Source organism: Bradyrhizobium oropedii (assembly GCF_020889685.1).
Lineage (GTDB): Bacteria > Pseudomonadota > Alphaproteobacteria > Rhizobiales > Xanthobacteraceae > Bradyrhizobium > Bradyrhizobium oropedii.
The window spans coordinates 50,730-65,989 of the sequence record NZ_JACMYO010000018.1; the positions used below are offsets into that span (position 1 = coordinate 50,730).

The window sequence follows — 15,260 nt, forward strand, 5'->3', positions numbered from 1 at the left end:
CCTTGAAAACACGCGAATATTGACCGGCGCCGGTTTTACCTGTCCACCCCCTTGCTCGCAAGCGCGAGGGTTGAGCCAAATCGACGGGGAACCGCCGATCGCCACCACTAAGTGTCTGATTTGTCACACCCTGGTAGCGCATTCTGTGACGATCCACCGCCGCTTTCGTCCTTCAATGCGACCCCCGTGATCTGGCGTGCCAGGCCCTCGCGCACAAGCCAGGCGATTCTGAATGCGGCTTCCGCATAGCTCAGCCCGGCGCGGTGGATGTTGGAGATGCAGTTGCGGTCGGCATCGGTGAGGCCGATCCGCGGCGCGAAGGTGAGATAGGCACCAAGGCTGTCGGGCGCGGAAAGGCCGGGCCGTTCGCCGATCAGCATCACCAGTATGCGTGCGCCGATGATGGCGCCAATCTCATCGCCGAGCGCGACCCGCGCACCCGACGCGACGACGACCGGGCCGGCGTCGATCTTGTCGGCCGCAAGCTGCGGCAGGAGATGCCGGATCAATTCGACGGCGTGCACATTGACCGCGGTCGGCGAAAGGCCGTCACCGATCACGATGGCGCAGGAGCAGGCGGTGATGCCGCTGCTCTCGAGCGACCGCCGCGATGCGGAGTCCAGCATGCGCCCGAGATCGGGCCGGCGCAGGTAGTCGCGCCGGCTGGGCGCCTGGCTCGATACCTCGCGCGGCGTGATGCCGAGGCCGGCAAGACCGGCCGCAATCCCGCCGACATCGAAAGCCGCGTGGACGGCGTCGCGGGCACGGGCATGGTCGAGCGCGAAGGAAAGCAGCGCATCGGTCGGCAGGCTGGCCCCGGAACGGCCGAGACCGACGCGCGCCGGCGTGAGGTCGCGCAAATCGGGAAGCGAAGGGGGCGATGGCACCGGCGGTGTCGTCATGCTGTTATTCGGCGGGAACGGAAGCCTCGCGCAGCCGGATCGAGTAGTTCGAGGCGTTCTGCCGGCCGCTGGAGGCTGCACGCGCAAACGTGATCAAATGATGCGCAACCAGCGTCGCCGAGATCAACCCCTCGATGTCGCCGCGCTTGAGCCGACCCAGCGCAAACTTCCAGAATACGCGCCTGTAGTCGCCGAGCACGCCGACCTTCCAGAAGATGTTGCGCAGCATGATCAGGCCGCGCCGGATGTTGGCCCAGCTCTTCATCTCCGGGCTGACCGGCACCTTGATGCGATTGGCATAGGTGTAGTTGCATTGATGCAGATAGCGCTCGAACAGCCTTTTCGGCTCGTAAGCAATTTCCATGCATTTGCGCCAGGAACTGACCACGTCCTCATAGGGCAGCAGGAACTCGACGTTGGAGTCGCGGCCCTCGTCATCGACCAGCCGCCCCGCCTTTTCGAGCCGATCCCACAGCGGCGTCTTCGGCAGCGCTTGCAGCAGGTTGATGGTGAGGAGCGGAATCCGGGACTCCTCGACAAAGGAGAGCAGCGCGTCGCCGGTCTGGGGCTTGTCGGTATCGAGCCCCATGATGATGCCGGAGACGACCTCCATACCGAACGAATTGATGGTGCGCACGCCCTCCAGGATCGGAACCATCATGTTCTGATCCTTGTGCATGGCCTTCAGCGCGTCCGGATCGGGCGTTTCGATGCCGACGAAAATCGTCACGAAGAACGCTTCGCGCATCTTCTCCAGTATCTCGGGGCGCTTGGCGATGTTGAGCGTCGCCTCGCAGGCGAGACGCGTGACATAGCCGGTCCGCTTCTGCCATTCGATCAGATGCGGCAGTAGCTCGCTCGCAGCCTTGCGGTTGCCGATGAAATTGTCGTCGACAAAGTAAACGGTATCGGTCGCCCCGCATGCGCGCAGCTTGTCGAGCTCGGCGATGATCTGCTGCGGCGACTTCAGGCGCGGATTGCGGCCATAGAGCCCGGGGATGTCGCAGAACTCGCACTGATAGGGACAGCCCGAGGAGAACTGGATGCTGCCGAGAAAATACTTTTTGGTTTCGGCGAGTTCATACGCCGGCAGCGGGAAGTCCGTCATCGGCAGGCGGTCGATGGTCTTCAGCATCACCTGCTGGTCGGGACGACTGGTGTCCTCCGCCAGACGCTTGATCAGCTCGTTGGTCGCATCGCCGAGCTCGCCGACATGAAGGTAGTCGAATGACGGATAGTAGTCGGGACAGGCGCTGACCGACGGGCCGCCGATCGCGACCACCAGGTCATGGTCATGTGCGCGGCGGCAGATATCGTTCATCTGCTGGCGCTGGATGTGCATGCCGCTGACGAACACGGCTTCCGCCCACTCGAAATCCTCCACTGTAGCCGGACGCAGGTTCTCGTCGACGAAACGGACCTGCCAGTTCTCGGGAAGGTATGCGGCAATCAGCAGCAGGCCCTGCGGCGGCATGAACGCCTTGACGCCGTCGGTCAGGGGATAGGAGTGCTCGAAGGTCCCAAACGACGACGTATAGCGCGGAAAGACGCAGAGGATACGCCGTGCTGTCTTTATGCCCTCAGCTCTCATCAATCGACCCCGAAGCACCCGCAAATCTAACCATGGCGTGGAACGCTGGGCCAGAAATTCTTCAACATTGTGGCGCTTACCAACGTCACAACGGTGAGATAGTTGCTCTGCAGAATTTTGCTATCCCGTCAGGTCAAGAGCCTGGCGGCGAGGTCGGGCAGCCGCCCCGCGTCGGCGACAAGGCGGAAGTCCTGCCCGGCGAGGCCGACGCGCGACAGCCAATCGTCGAATTCAGGCGCCCGCTTCAGGCCGAACAGGTCGCGGACGTAGAGCGCATCGTGAAACGATGTCGACTGATAGTTCAGCATCACGTCATCGGCGCCCGGCACGCCCATGATGAAGTTCACGCCGGCGGCCGCAAGCAGCGTCAGGAGATTGTCCATGTCGTCCTGGTCGGCTTCGGCGTGGTTGGTGTAGCAGACGTCGATCCCGAGCGGCAGGCCGAGCAGCTTGCCGCAAAAATGATCCTCGAGCCCGGCGCGGATGATTTCCTTGCCGTCATAGAGGTATTCGGGACCGATGAAGCCGACCACGCTGTTGACGAGCAGCGGATCGAACGCGCGCGCCACCGCATAGGCCCGCGCCTCGCAGGTCTGCTGGTCGACCTGGTGGTGGGCGTTGGCCGACAGAGCCGAGCCCTGCCCGGTCTCGAAATACATCACATTGTCACCGACCGTGCCGCGGCGCAGCGACAGCCCGGCTTCGCGTGCCTCCCGCAGCAGCGAGAGATCGACACCGAAGCTGCGGTTGGCCGCCTCGGTGCCGGCGATCGACTGGAACACGAGATCGACCGGCAGCCCCTGCCCGATCAGTCCGAGCGTCGTGGTGACGTGGGTGAGCACGCAGCTTTGCGTCGGAATCTCGAGTCGAGTGATGATGTCGTCCAGCAGCCGCAACAGGGTGCCGATGACTTTCGGATCGTCGCTCGCCGGATTGATGCCGATGCAGGCATCGCCCGATCCCAGCAGCAGCCCGTCGAGGATCGAGGCGGTGATACCCTTGGGGTCGTCGAAGGGATGGTTGGGCTGCAGCCGCGTGCCCATGCGCCCGCGCAAGCCGATGGTGTTGCGGAAGCGGGTCGCTACCTCGCATTTCTTCGCGACCAGGATCAGATCCTGGTTGCGCATCAGCTTCGACACCGCGGCCACCATCTCCGGCGTGATGCCGCGCGAGATCTTCCTGATCGCTTCCCCGGTAGCGGCATCCGACAGCAGCCAGTCGCGGAAGCCGCCGACAGTGAGTGACGACACCGGCAGGAAGCCGGCAACGTCGTGGCTGTCGAGGATCAGGCGGGTGACTTCGTCGTCCTCATAGGGGATGACTGGCTCATCAAGAAATTGCTTGAGCGGAACGTCGGCCAGCGCCAGACGGGCGGCGATCATTTGCTCCGCGCTGTCGGCCGCGACGCCGGCCAGGCGATCGCCGGAACGCGGCGGCGAGGCCTTCGCAAGCAGGATGCGCAGATCGTCGAATGCGTAATTGGTGGCAGCGATGGTGTGACGATAGAGCATGGGAATTCGCGTCGGGGCTGAGGCAGCGTAACGTAGCACCTCTTTGCGAAAGTCGTGCCATCAGCTTCGCGCCGTGCGCCGGGGGTGTTGATGAATGATGACGATGGCGGCTCGTCATTCGACAGCGCGGCAGGGCGCCGCGACCCCGGCGACTCGGAACGAGCCATAAGGCATTGGGACTATTTAGGGATTTTAACGGCCGCGGCCTGCACAAAGCGCCCGCGTTAAGAAATTGTCCATGAAGATTTTGCATAAGCTTTAATTGGCCGAAGGTACTCCCCGGCCTCTTGGAGTGCCCTCAATGCCCGCCCCCGCCACATCCCCGATCTCCATGTCCCGGCCTCCAATGGCGTCCCGATTCTCGCTTGCTGCCAGGCTGTACTCGACGTTTGCGCTGATTGCGGCGCTGACGGCAGCCACCGCCTTCCTGTCCGACTACAACGCGCGGCGCAACGCCGAGCTGACCGAGGCCGTCGACCTCGCAAGCCGTGCCGCGCTCAATGTCGAGCGGGTCAACTCGCTGGTCTATGCCGTGGTGATGGAATCCCGCGGCATCTACATGTCGACCGATCCGGCCGCGGTGAAGAAATACGGCGACGGGCTGCTGGCGTTCAACGAACGCATCCTCGGCGTGGTCAAGAACTGGGAAACCCTGGTGCAGGCCGACGACGCTGCCCAGTTCGCGGTGTTCAAGAAGCGCATCGAGCAGTTCATCGAGTTCCGCAAGGAGCTGGTCCGCCGCGGCATCGAGATCGGCGCCGCTGCCGGGCGTGAGTGGGGTGACAACGACGCCAACCGCGACGTGCGCACCGCATTGAACAAGGATCTCGAGGCGCTTTCCAAGGTCTATGCCGAACGCAGCAAGCGACTGGCGCGGCAGACCGACACCAACCGCACGATGGCGCTGGTGCTGACCGGGCTTGGTGCGGCCGCCCTGATCGTGGTGGTGCTCGGCGTCTTGATCATCGCCCGCTCGGTGGCCCGCCCGCTGTCGCAGATCACCGCGACCATCAAGCGCGTCGCCGACGGCGCCGACCATGTCGAAGTGCCGCATGTCGAGCGCGGCGACGAGGTCGGCGCGCTCGCCCGCGCCATCAAGGTCTTCCAAGAGGCAATGGATCGCAATCGCAGCCTGAACGCGCAAGTCGTGCAGGATTCCGAGGCCCGCGACGCGCGCGGCCGGCACATCGAGAGCTTCGTCGACGCATTCCGTGGCGCCATTGGTGAGGTGCTCCGCGCGGTGCATGACAACGCTGCGACGATGCGTCAAACCGCGCAGACCATCGCGACCGTCGCGGCGGACGCCAGCGGCCGGGCGGTTGCTGCGGCAGGCGCGACCGAACAGGCCTCGAGCAACGTCTCCGCGGTGGCGGGCGCGGCCGAAGAACTCTCCGCCTCGCTCGAGGAGATCGGCCGCCAGGTCAAGCAGTCTTCCGGCGCGGTCGATCAGGCCGGTGCGCGCACCGACCGGTCGATCAGCGAGATCGAGAGCCTTGCCGCCACCACCCAACGCATCGATGGCGTGCTGAACCTGATCCAGGCGATCGCCGAGCAGACCAACCTGCTCGCCCTCAACGCCACCATCGAAGCCGCCCGCGCCGGCGATGCCGGCCGTGGCTTCGCTGTCGTCGCGCACGAGGTCAAGGCGCTGGCCGGGCAGACCGCGAAGGCAACCGCAGAGATCAGCGAGAATGTCGGCCTGATCCAGGCTTCGACCCGCAACTCGGTGGCCGCCGTGCGCGAGATCGGCCAGGCCGTGCGCGAGATCAACGACGTCACCGCCAACATCGCAAGCGCGATCGGCCAGCAGGATGCAGCCACGCGCGAAATCTCCGCCAACGCGCAGATGGCGGCCCAAGGCAATGAAACCCTGGTCACAAACGTCGGCTCGCTCCGTGACGACATGGACCAGACCAGCAAGGCGGCGGAATCGGTGCTCGCGGCGTCGAACGATCTGACCGCAACCGCCGAGACGCTGTCGCGCGAGGTCGAGCAGTTCTTCCACAACCTGCGCAGCGACGCGGCCGACGGCCTGCGACCGACCGGAACCTGAACGGATCACGCGCTGTGCCGAGGCTGCGCGACGGGTCTCGGCCAATCCAGATGGTTAAGACTCCCCCAACGCACGCGAATAAATTGCCTGCGCTTGAGGTCGCTTTTTTCAATTTGATGCCCCTATAGAAAGTCACAGAGCGCGGGGGCGCGGGGAAAGTGGAAGCGAGCAATGAACGGGCTGTTGCCAAAGCCGAAGGCGGTGCCGACCAAACGGCTGTTCGCACTCGGGATCGGTTTCGTCTTGTGCTTTTCGGCAATCTGCGCGTCCATTCTCTGGGAGATGGCCGGCAAGGACTACCAGCATGCCAAGGAAGGCGCGACCAACCTCGTCGCCTCCATCGCCAGCGAGATCGACCGCAACATCGAGCTCTATGACCTCTCGCTCCAGGCGGTCGCCGACGGCGTCAAGCTGCCGGAACTCGGCAAGATCAGCCCGGAGCTTCGCCAGGTCGTGCTGTTCGATCGTGCCGCCACCGCCAAGGATCTCGGCTCGATCCTCGTGCTGAGTGCGGCGGGAGATGTCACGCTCGATTCCCGGACATTGACGCCGCGGAGCGCGAATTACGCCGATCGGGACTTCTTCCAGGTGCACCAGAAGCGAGCGGACAGCGGACTGTTCATCAGTCCTCCCTGGGTTACTTCAGACGGCGAGTATCTGATCAGCCTGAGCCGTCGCATCAGCAATAACGATGGATCCTTTGCCGGCGTGGTCGCGGGCAGCATGCGGCTCAGCTATTTCCACAATCTGTTTCGCAAGCTGAACTTCGGCGCCAGCGACAGCATGGCGCTGTTCAACACCGATGGCGTCATGCTGATGCGAGCCCCGTTCGAGATCAGCAAGATCGGGCAAAGCATCAGGGACTCCCAGGTCTTCAAGCAGTTCCCGGCCCGGCAATCCGGCTCCTACATGACGAAGTCGCTCGTCGATCATGTCAGCCGGCTGTATGTCTTTCAGGCGGTCGGGCACCACCCCCTGATCATCGCCGAAGGTCTCGCGCTCGACGGCATCTATGCCGACTGGTGGCAACAGCTTTGGCTGATCGGCAGCGTGGTGGCTGCGCTCTGCGGCGTCTCGATCATCCTGATGTTCTACCTGCTGGCCGCTCTCAAACGGCGGGCCGTCGCGGAAGGCCGGCTCGCACACCTTGCGAGCACCGATGCACTGACCGGCCTCGCCAACCGCCGCCGCCTCGACGATACCCTCGACGTCGAGTGGCGGCGCGGCATGCGCGCGAAGTCGCCGGTCTCGCTGCTGATGATCGACGTCGATCATTTCAAGACCTTTAACGACACGTACGGACATCAGGCCGGCGACGCCGTGCTCACCACCGTGGGCCAGTGCATCGCAACCAGCACCAAGCGCGTAACCGATCTCGGGGCGCGCTATGGCGGCGAGGAATTTTCGGTGTTGCTGCCCGGCATCGGCAAGGCAGGCGCATTGGAAGTCGCCGAGCAGATACGTGCGAAGCTGACGGCTGCGCGTGAATCCGAGCATGAGCTGCCGACCGTCAGCATCGGGGTGTCCTGCCTCGTCCCGGACCACGAGCGCACGTCGCGCGATCTGCTCAAGGCCGCAGACCTTGCGCTCTATCAGGCCAAGGCTGAAGGCCGCGACCGCGTCGTCGTCAGCCCGATTGGTTGGGACAAATCGGGCAAACGGCACGTCGCCTGATCGAGGTTCTCACCTCGCTCCGCTCACTCCACCGGCAGCACATCGACGGCGACGCTGAGCTTCTGCTTGCGCGCGCCGACGATGACGCCGTCGACCGGCGAGACGTCGGCGAAGTCGCGGCCGACAGCGAGAATGATGTGGTCGTTGGCGACCATGAGATCATTGGTCGGATCGAACCCGACCCAGCCGAGCTCGCTGCCGCACCAGACCGACACCCAGGCATGCGTCGCGTCGGCGCCTTGCAGCCGCGGCTGGCCTGGCGGCGGAATGGTGCGCAAATAGCCGCTGACATAGGCCGCGGGCAGGCCGAGGCCGCGCAGGCCGGCGATCATCACATGGGCGAAGTCCTGACAGACGCCGTGGCGTTTCTCGAACACGTCGCGAAGCGGCGTCGAGATCACGGTCGCCTTGGGATCGTATTTGAAATCACCGCGGATGCGGCGCATCAGATCGGCTGCTCCCGTGAGGATTCCGCCGCCCGGCGAAAAGCTCGCCGATGCGTAGGCCGTCACCGGCCGCAGCACCGGCACCAGCGCACTGGCAAAGACGTAGCCAACCGGCGAAGCCGCATCGAGGCTCAACGCCTCGAAAGCATCATCGCGCACGTTCTCCCACGACGGGCTGGCGGCGTCACGCGCCGGCGGCTGCCGCGCCACGGAGACCCGCGAGCGGGAATCGATGCGGAGACTGCGATGCGCGGTCTCGATCAGGACGCTTTCGGTCAGCGTGCCGAAGAAATCGCGCCGCGCGGTGCGCTCGGCGGGCCTGGGGCGGATCTCGACCGAATGCGAGATCAATTGTTGTCCGTCGCCAGTGATCGGCTCCAGCCGCAGCGAGCAACGCGCGAAGCTGACCTGGGTCTCGTAGCTGTAGGTCGTGACGTGACGGATGTCGTAGATCACGCCAGCCCCGTGAGCTTCTCCGGCCGGCTGGCGTTCGGTCCGTGCGGGAAATAATGCAGCCCGACCGCATCGGCGAGGTTGAGCAGATCCTGCTCCAGCGCAAACAGCGTCTTGACGTCGAGGCTGCCGGCTTCGGCCGTGGTCAACATCGCCTCGAGGGCGACCGCGAGCCGCTGCGGCCGCTCGATCAGGCCATGCTCCTTCAGGCTCGGCAGCGCGGCGATATGTTCGTTCAGCGCGGCGACCTGGAACGCAACCGAGCGCGGATTGTAGGGGTCGAGTACCGCGAGATCGCGCACCGGGGTGAGCAGCGGCTGCACCAGATAGCGCGAGCGATAGGTGATCTGACAATCGACCAGCGTGAGCAGGACGTCGAGGTCCTCGTCACCTGCTTCATCATAGGCGAACTGGCGAGCAAAGCGCGTGGTGTTGATGGCGCGCTCGGCGCGGCGGCCCATATCGAGGAAGCGCCAGCCGGCGGCGCGGTTCATGTTCTCCTGCGCGAGGCCTGCGAAGCTCGCAAGCTCCTGCAAGGTCAGCTCGGCAGCGCTGACCACTCCGTCATCGTCATGCACCTCGATCGCGAGCCGATCGGCCATCTCGGTGATGACCTGCCAGGCGTCCGGCGACAGCCGCTCGCGCAGCGAGGTCGCTGTGCGCTGCGCTGATCGCACCAGCGACAGCGCCGAGCCGAACTTCTCGTCGCTCTGGAGCGCCTCGAGCGCGACCTTGGCGGGATTGGCGCGCGCGGTCTGCGAGGCCGCGCCCCAGGTGACCAACATGCGCTGGATGCGTTCGGCCGAATGCATCGCCGGCGCGTTGCCGTTCGAATTCGCCCGCGCAGGATCGCGCAGCGGCGTACACAGCGCACGGATCAAGCGAATAGTCGCCTCGGCGCGCTCGAGATAGCGGCCGAGCCAGAACAGATTGTCGGCGGCGCGGCTCGGCAACACGCCGGCGATGCGCCGGATGCGGACGGTGTCGACCGCCGGCAGCAAGGTCGAGGTCGCAACCGCTTTGTCGGAGACCACCCAGACATCGGCGGACACCGCGCCGTCGCCCATCGACACCGCACGCGCATCCGCGCGGTCGGCAATCCGGCAGAAGCCGCCGGGCAGCACCGTCCAGCCGTCTGGCGTCGCCGCCGCGAACACCCGCAGCACGAAGGGCCGCGGCGCGATGCGGCCGTTCTCCCACACCGGCGTGGTCGACAGCCGCACCAGCTCCTGACCGACATAGTCGATGCCGCGGTGGCTGATCGCATCCTTGAGGCGATCGCGATCCGCCGCCGACAATTCGCCCGGCAGCACCGGGCCGTGGCCGGGAAAATCCGCAACGCCACGGCCATAGGCGCCTTCGATCGCGAATTCGTCGAGCCGCGACAGCACCTGCTCGCGGGCGGATTTCTGGCCGCACCACCAGGTCGCGATGTGCGGCATCATCAGATCTTCAGAGAGCAGGCGCCGGCAGAGATTGGGCAGGAAGCCGAGCAGCGCCCTCGCCTCCATCACGCCCGAGCCCGGCATATTGGCGACCACGACACCGCTTTTGCGAAGGACTTCGACGAGACCGGGCACGCCGAGATACGACGACGCATCGAGCTCGAGCGGATCGAGCATGTTGGAATCGACCCGGCGCAGCAGCACGTCGAGCCGCTTCAGCCCGGCGACGGTGCGGATGTGGATGCGGTCGCCGGAGACCGCGAGGTCGTCGCCCTCGACCAGCAGGAAGCCGAGATAGCGCGCGAGCGTGGCGTGCTCGAAATAGGTCTCGCTGAACGCGCCGGGCGTCAGCAGACCGATTCGCGGCTCGTCGCGGTCGGCGCTGGCGCGAAGCGAATCGCGGAACGCTTCGAAGAACGGCGCGACGCGCTCGACATTCATCGACTTGTAGAGGTTGGAAAAGGCACGCGACAGCACCAGACGGTTTTCCAGCGCATAGCCCGCGCCCGAGGGCGCCTGCGTGCGATCGCCAAGCACCCACCAGCGGCCGTCGGGCCCGCGGCCGATGTCGGCGGCATAGAGATGCAGATAGCGGCCGCCTGGCGGCTTGATGCCGCTGACCGCGCGCAGATACTCGCTGCTGCCGGCGATCGCCGCCGCGGGGATCGCGCCGTCTGCAACGAGACGGCCTTCGCCGTAGAGATCCGCCAGCACCATTTCCAGGAGCTGCGCACGTTGCGCGACGCCGGCGGCGAGCTGGCGCCAGTCGGCGGCGTCGATGATCAACGGCAGATGGCTGAGCGGCCAGATCCGGTCGGAGGTATCGCCGGGCGCACGATAGGTGACGCCGGCCTCGCGCAAATGGCGGTCGGCGGAGGCAAAGCGGCGCTCGATATCGGCCGGCGACAGTCCGGCGAAAGCGTCGAAGAAGCGAGCCCAGACCGGTCGCGGCGCGCCATTCTCGGCAATATATTCGTCGGGAATGCCGGGCAGCCGGACATAGTCGCGGGTCCATTGCGCCATCCGGCGCTGACCTGGACGGGCCCTGCTCTCCTGACTACTGCCTTGGCCACCCGACACGGTCATTGCACTTCCCCTGCATCCAATTAGTGCAGGAGCGGCGTTCGCAAGTCGAGGGTCAAGGGAAACTCAATTGTGCGTTCCTCCGGCGGCGGCTCAATCCTGCCGGGGGTGTGGCCGTGCTCCTGGAAGCGCGCCAGCCGCCGCGCCTCGGCCTCATAGGAATTGACCGGCTTGGTCTCGTAGTTGCGGCCGCCGGGATGGGCGACATGATAGACGCAGCCGCCGAGCGAGCGGCCGTTCCAGGTATCGATCAGGTCGAACGTCAGCGGCGCGTGCACCGGAATGGTCGGATGCAGGCCGGAGGCCGGCTGCCAGGCCTTGAAGCGGACGGCTGCGACCGCCTCGCCGGAGCGGCCGGTCTCGGTCATCGGCATCCGCCTGCCGTTGCAGGTGACGACGTGACGGCCCTCGACGAATCCGGTCGCTTTCACTTGCAGCCGCTCGACCGACGAATCGACGTAACGTACGGTGCCGCCCGAGGTGCCTTCCTCGCCCAGCACATGCCAGGGTTCGAGCGCCTGCCGCAGCTCGAGGCCGACGCCACCATGATGGACGCGGCCGAAGGCGGGAAAACGAAATTCGAGCTGGGCTTGATACCATTCCGGCTCGACGTCGTAGCCGGATTGCTTGAGCTCGGCGAGCACGCCCAGAAAATCCTCCCAGAGGAAATGCGGCAGCATGAAGCGGTCATGCAGCGCGGTGCCCCAGCGCACGAACTTTCCCTGCTGCGGCTCGCGCCACAGCTTTGCGATCAGCGCGCGGATCAACAGCTGCTGCGCCAGCGACATACGTGGGTCGGGCGGCATTTCAAGCGCGCGGAATTCGACCAGGCCGAGCCGGCCGGTCGGGCCGTCGGGCGAATAGAGCTTGTCGATGCAGATCTCGGCGCGATGGGTGTTGCCGGTGATGTCGACCAGGATGTGGCGGAACAGGCGGTCGACCAGCCACAGCGGCGCATCCATGCCCGGCGGCGGCACGTGCGACAGCGCGATCTCCAGCTCATAGAGCCCATCATGCCGCGCCTCGTCGATGCGCGGCGCCTGGCTGGTCGGGCCGATGAACATGCCGGAGAACAGATAGGACAGCGACGGATGCCGCTGCCAGTACAGCACGAGGCTCTTCAGCAGATCGGGCCGGCGCAGGAAGGGTGAATCCTCCGGCTTGCTGCCGCCGACGACGATGTGGTTGCCGCCGCCGGTGCCGGTGTGACGGCCGTCGATCAGGAATCGGTTGGCGCCGAGCCGCGTCTTTGCCGAGTCCTCATAGAGCCCGAGCGTGATGTCGACGGCCTCGCGCCAGCTCTGCGCCGGCTGCACGTTGATCTCGATCACGCCGGGATCCGGCGTCACCTTGATCACCTCGATGCGTGGATCGAACGGCGGCGCGTAGCCCTCGACGTGGACTTGCAGCTGCAGCTCTTCAGCGGCGGCTTCGATCGCGGCGATCAGCTCGAGATAGTCCTCGACCTTCTCGACCGGCGGCATGAAGGCGCACAGCACGCCGTCGCGCACCTCGATCGACATCGCAGTGCGCACCGGCAGCGGCTCGGGAATCTCCTTCAGCGCCTGCCGCAGCTCTTCGGAGAGCGCATCGCGCGGCGCCATCGGATCGAGCTCGATGATGTAGGGATAATCGTCCGGCGGGACATATTCGAGCGAGGAGATCGGAAGCCGCAAGCCTAGCGGGGAATCGCCGGGCGACAGGAATAGATGGCTGCGCCGGATCTTCCAGCGCTCGCTGCGCCAGCGCGCCGGCACCCGATCGCCAAGCGGGCTCCAGCGCTGGATCGGCAGCACATAGCCTTTCGGCGTGGTCAGCCCGTCGTCAAACACCCGCGCCATCCGCGCGCGTTCTTCCGGATCGGTCAGTTTGGAGTTCGCGGGGCTGACATTGGCCGGCAGACCGGCTTCTCGCTGCAACCAGAAGCCCGGGTCTTCGTAAGCAGGCAGGGCATAGTCGGCCCCGAGACCTAGTCTCGCTGCGGTCGCCTCGACAAAGCGTCGGGCTTCCGTGATCTCGGCCTTGCGCGAATTCTCGATGCCTGCGATCAGCCCGGCATTCTTCCAGATCGGCTTGCCGTCCTTGCGCCAATAAAGACCGAACGCCCAGCGCGGCAGGCTCTCGCCGGGATACCATTTGCCCTGGCCGTAATGCAGCAGGCCACCGGGTGCGAACCGCGTGCGCAGCTTGCGGATCAGTTCATCGGCGAGCACGCGCTTGGTCGGACCGACCGCGGCGACGTTCCACTCCGGCGATTCCAGATCGTCGACCGAGACGAAGGTCGGCTCGCCGCCCATGGTCAGTCGCACGTCGTCCTTGATCAGATCGGCATCAACCTGCTCGCCGAGCCGGTCGAGCCGCGCCCAGGATTGATCGGAGAATGGCCTCGTGATCCGCGGCGCCTCACGGATCCGCTTGACGCTCATCTCGAAGCCGAACTCGGCGTTGGCTACGCCTGCGGTGCCCGTCACCGGCGCAGCCGAGCGATAGTGCGGCGTGGCGCACACCGGAATGTGGCCCTCGCCGGTCAGCATGCCGGAGGTGACGTCGAAACCGATCCAGCCGGCGCCCGGCAGGTAGACCTCGGCCCAGGCGTGCAGATCGGTGAAATCGCTTTCGACCTCGCGCGGCCCCTCGAGCGGATCGATGTCGGGCCGCAGCTGGATGAGATATCCGGAGACGAAGCGCGTAGCGAGCCCGAGATGGCGCAGCGCCTGGATCAAGAGCCACGCCGAGTCGCGGCAGGAGCCGGAGCCCGCGGCCAGCGTCTCCTCCGGCGTCTGGATGCCGGCCTCCATGCGGATCACGTAGCTGATCTTCTTTTGCAGCTGCGCGTTCAGCTCGACCAGGAAATTGACAGTGCTGTCGGCCTGGCGCGGAATCTCCTTCAGGTAAGCTGCGAGCAATGGCCCGGGCTCATCTGCCTCAAGATAGGGCGCAAGCTCGGTCTTGAGGTCGGCGGGATATTCGAACGGAAAGCTGTTGGCGTAAGGCTCGACGAAGAAGTCGAACGGATTGACCACCGTCATCTGCGCGGTGAAATCGACCTCGACCTTGAGCTCGGTCGCCTTCTCCGGAAAGACGTAGCGCGCCAGCCAATTGCCCTGCGGGTCCTGCTGCCAGTTCACGAAGTGATTTGATGGCGTGACCTTGAGCGAATAACTCAGGATCGGCGTGCGGGTATGCGGCGCGGGCCGGAGCCGAATGGTCTGGGGCCCGAGATCGATCGGCCGGTCGTATTTGTAGTGCGTGACGTGATGCAGTGCGACGAAGATCGACACGGACCAAGGACTCCAGCAGCTTTTTTGAGCAGAACACTGGTTCCGGTATGGATCAAGCACTAACAACGGGCAGCGATTGCCCAGGAAATATCCGCGCGCTGTTCCGACGTCGGCAATTGCCGCGGCAGGTCGCCCTCACCGGCTAGCGGCCGATCGCGCCCGATACCTGCGAAGCAAGCTGCTCGGCGAGCATATGATAGCCCTCGGGGGTCAGATGCACACCATCGGGTTGATGGGGGAGTCCGCCCAGCATCCCGTTAGCGAGCATGATCACCTTGATGCCGCGGGCACTGAGGCGGCTTTGTATATCCGCCGTCCGGTCAGGGCTGCCCTTGCGCCGGTCGTTGCCGCCGGGCTGCAGGATAACCGCTCGGGTCCCGTTGGGGACCGCCCGATCCAGGCGTTGCAGCATCCCTTCCGTGGTGTCGCCGTTGATGCCGGCGTTCACGATACGGACGTTCAATCCCTTGGCCCGCAAGATCGCTTCGAGCTGCGCGGGATAGGCTTGGTTGCGCGCCACGCCTTTACCGAAAGTATTGCTCGCGCCAAGCGCCACGATGGTCGCGGCGTCAGCTGATGCGGCGCCAAGACTCAAAGCGGCGAGGAATGCGAGGCATCCAACAATTCCCAACCGGCGCGCGCGCATGCTTCCTCCGTCCAATGGGCGAGCAGTTCATGTCCGTAGCCCGGATGAAGCGAAGCGCAATCCGGGAGGCCGCGTCAATAGACGCTCGTCGTCCCTGCGAAAGCAGGGACTCATACCGCGTGATTTATCGATGAGAAACGGTGGCAGACGTCCTGCACATCACTACGGCCGGTGG

9 protein-coding genes are annotated in these 15,260 nt (G+C 65.2%); 2 read left to right on the forward strand and 7 right to left on the reverse strand.

The features are described 5' to 3' along the window. Positions 1–107: 107 nt before the first annotated feature. The 3 genes from eutC to H8A95_RS07885 all read right to left on the reverse strand — a co-directional run bounded on the left by eutC (position 108) and on the right by H8A95_RS07885 (position 4,004). The gene (eutC, locus tag H8A95_RS07875; protein WP_229182659.1) at positions 108–902 is read right to left on the reverse strand and encodes an ethanolamine ammonia-lyase subunit EutC; all 795 of its coding nucleotides are present in this window, start codon (positions 900–902) and stop codon (positions 108–110) included. A gap of 4 nt (positions 903–906) precedes the next feature. Continuing rightward, positions 907–2,493 carry a B12-binding domain-containing radical SAM protein gene (locus H8A95_RS07880; RefSeq protein WP_229182660.1) on the reverse strand — a complete coding sequence of 529 codons (1,587 nt, stop codon included), beginning with the start codon at positions 2,491–2,493 and terminating at the stop codon, positions 907–909. Between the two features lie 128 nt (positions 2,494–2,621). Then, complete coding sequence (locus H8A95_RS07885; RefSeq protein ID WP_229182661.1) at positions 2,622–4,004, reverse strand: ethanolamine ammonia-lyase subunit EutB; 1,383 nt, start codon at positions 4,002–4,004, stop codon at positions 2,622–2,624. A 346-nt stretch (positions 4,005–4,350) separates the two neighbouring features. Between H8A95_RS07885 and H8A95_RS07890 the strand changes: the two genes are divergently transcribed. Next, on the forward strand, positions 4,351–6,057 hold the full coding sequence (locus tag H8A95_RS07890) for a methyl-accepting chemotaxis protein (protein WP_229182662.1): 1,707 nt from the start codon (positions 4,351–4,353) through the stop codon (positions 6,055–6,057). 171 nt (positions 6,058–6,228) lie between these two features. Further along, positions 6,229–7,731, forward strand: coding sequence for a sensor domain-containing diguanylate cyclase (locus tag H8A95_RS07895; protein WP_229182663.1), 1,503 nt, complete (start codon positions 6,229–6,231; stop codon positions 7,729–7,731). Positions 7,732–7,754: 23 nt separating this feature from the next. On the opposite strand, the gene H8A95_RS07900 is transcribed toward H8A95_RS07895, so the two are convergent. The 4 genes from H8A95_RS07900 to H8A95_RS07915 form a co-directional block, all read right to left on the reverse strand. Next, entirely contained in the window at positions 7,755–8,633 is an 879-nt protein-coding gene (locus tag H8A95_RS07900) for a transglutaminase family protein (RefSeq protein WP_229182664.1), read from the reverse strand. Continuing rightward, positions 8,630–11,098, reverse strand: coding sequence for a circularly permuted type 2 ATP-grasp protein (locus H8A95_RS07905; RefSeq protein WP_229182665.1), 2,469 nt, complete (start codon positions 11,096–11,098; stop codon positions 8,630–8,632). The genes H8A95_RS07900 and H8A95_RS07905 overlap by 4 nt, the downstream gene beginning before the upstream one ends. 83 nt (positions 11,099–11,181) lie before the next feature. Beyond that, positions 11,182–14,439 carry a transglutaminase family protein gene (locus H8A95_RS07910; protein WP_229182666.1) on the reverse strand — a complete coding sequence of 1,086 codons (3,258 nt, stop codon included), beginning with the start codon at positions 14,437–14,439 and terminating at the stop codon, positions 11,182–11,184. Between the two features lie 142 nt (positions 14,440–14,581). Continuing rightward, the gene (locus tag H8A95_RS07915) at positions 14,582–15,085 is read right to left on the reverse strand and encodes a GDSL-type esterase/lipase family protein (protein WP_229182667.1); all 504 of its coding nucleotides are present in this window, start codon (positions 15,083–15,085) and stop codon (positions 14,582–14,584) included. Positions 15,086–15,260 lie beyond the last annotated feature (175 nt).

What these genes read in the sequence shown, in the direction of transcription:
- H8A95_RS07880 (WP_229182660.1), bottom strand. Translation starts at nt 2,493, where the DNA reads ATGAGAGCTGAGGGCATAAAGACAGCACGGCGTATCCTCTGCGTCTTT.
- H8A95_RS07885 (WP_229182661.1), bottom strand. Translation starts at nt 4,004, where the DNA reads ATGCTCTATCGTCACACCATCGCTGCCACCAATTACGCATTCGACGAT.
- H8A95_RS07915 (WP_229182667.1), bottom strand. Translation starts at nt 15,085, where the DNA reads ATGCGCGCGCGCCGGTTGGGAATTGTTGGATGCCTCGCATTCCTCGCC.
- H8A95_RS07895 (WP_229182663.1), top strand. Translation starts at nt 6,229, where the DNA reads ATGAACGGGCTGTTGCCAAAGCCGAAGGCGGTGCCGACCAAACGGCTG.
- H8A95_RS07890 (WP_229182662.1), top strand. Translation starts at nt 4,351, where the DNA reads ATGGCGTCCCGATTCTCGCTTGCTGCCAGGCTGTACTCGACGTTTGCG.
- H8A95_RS07905 (WP_229182665.1), bottom strand. Translation starts at nt 11,098, where the DNA reads ATGGCGCAATGGACCCGCGACTATGTCCGGCTGCCCGGCATTCCCGAC.
- eutC (WP_229182659.1), bottom strand. Translation starts at nt 902, where the DNA reads ATGACGACACCGCCGGTGCCATCGCCCCCTTCGCTTCCCGATTTGCGC.